This window comes from Streptococcus pseudopneumoniae (assembly GCF_001072925.1).
Classification (GTDB): domain Bacteria; phylum Bacillota; class Bacilli; order Lactobacillales; family Streptococcaceae; genus Streptococcus; species Streptococcus pseudopneumoniae_Q.
Genome location: NZ_JVHE01000042.1, coordinates 1 through 253, shown reverse-complemented (window position 1 = coordinate 253; position 253 = coordinate 1). Strand labels below are relative to the sequence as shown.

Below are 253 nucleotides of genomic sequence, written 5' to 3'. Positions count from 1 at the left end.
AGCGTCAACAAGTGCATCGACATCAGCATCTGAATCAGCATCAACAAGTGCATCAACATCAGCGTCAACAAGTGCATCAACCTCAGCATCTGAATCAGCAAGCACAAGCGCGTCTACATCAGCGTCTGAGTCAGCATCAACAAGTGCATCGACCTCAGCGTCTGAATCAGCATCAACAAGTGCATCGACATCAGCATCTGAATCAGCGTCAACAAGTGCATCGACCTCAGCATCTGAATCAGCATCAACAAGT

1 protein-coding gene is annotated in these 253 nt (G+C 47.8%); it reads right to left on the bottom strand.

The features are described 5' to 3' along the window. Window positions 1-253: hypothetical protein (locus ADH81_RS11270; RefSeq protein WP_049526092.1), on the bottom strand; the 253-nt coding region annotated here is incomplete at both ends.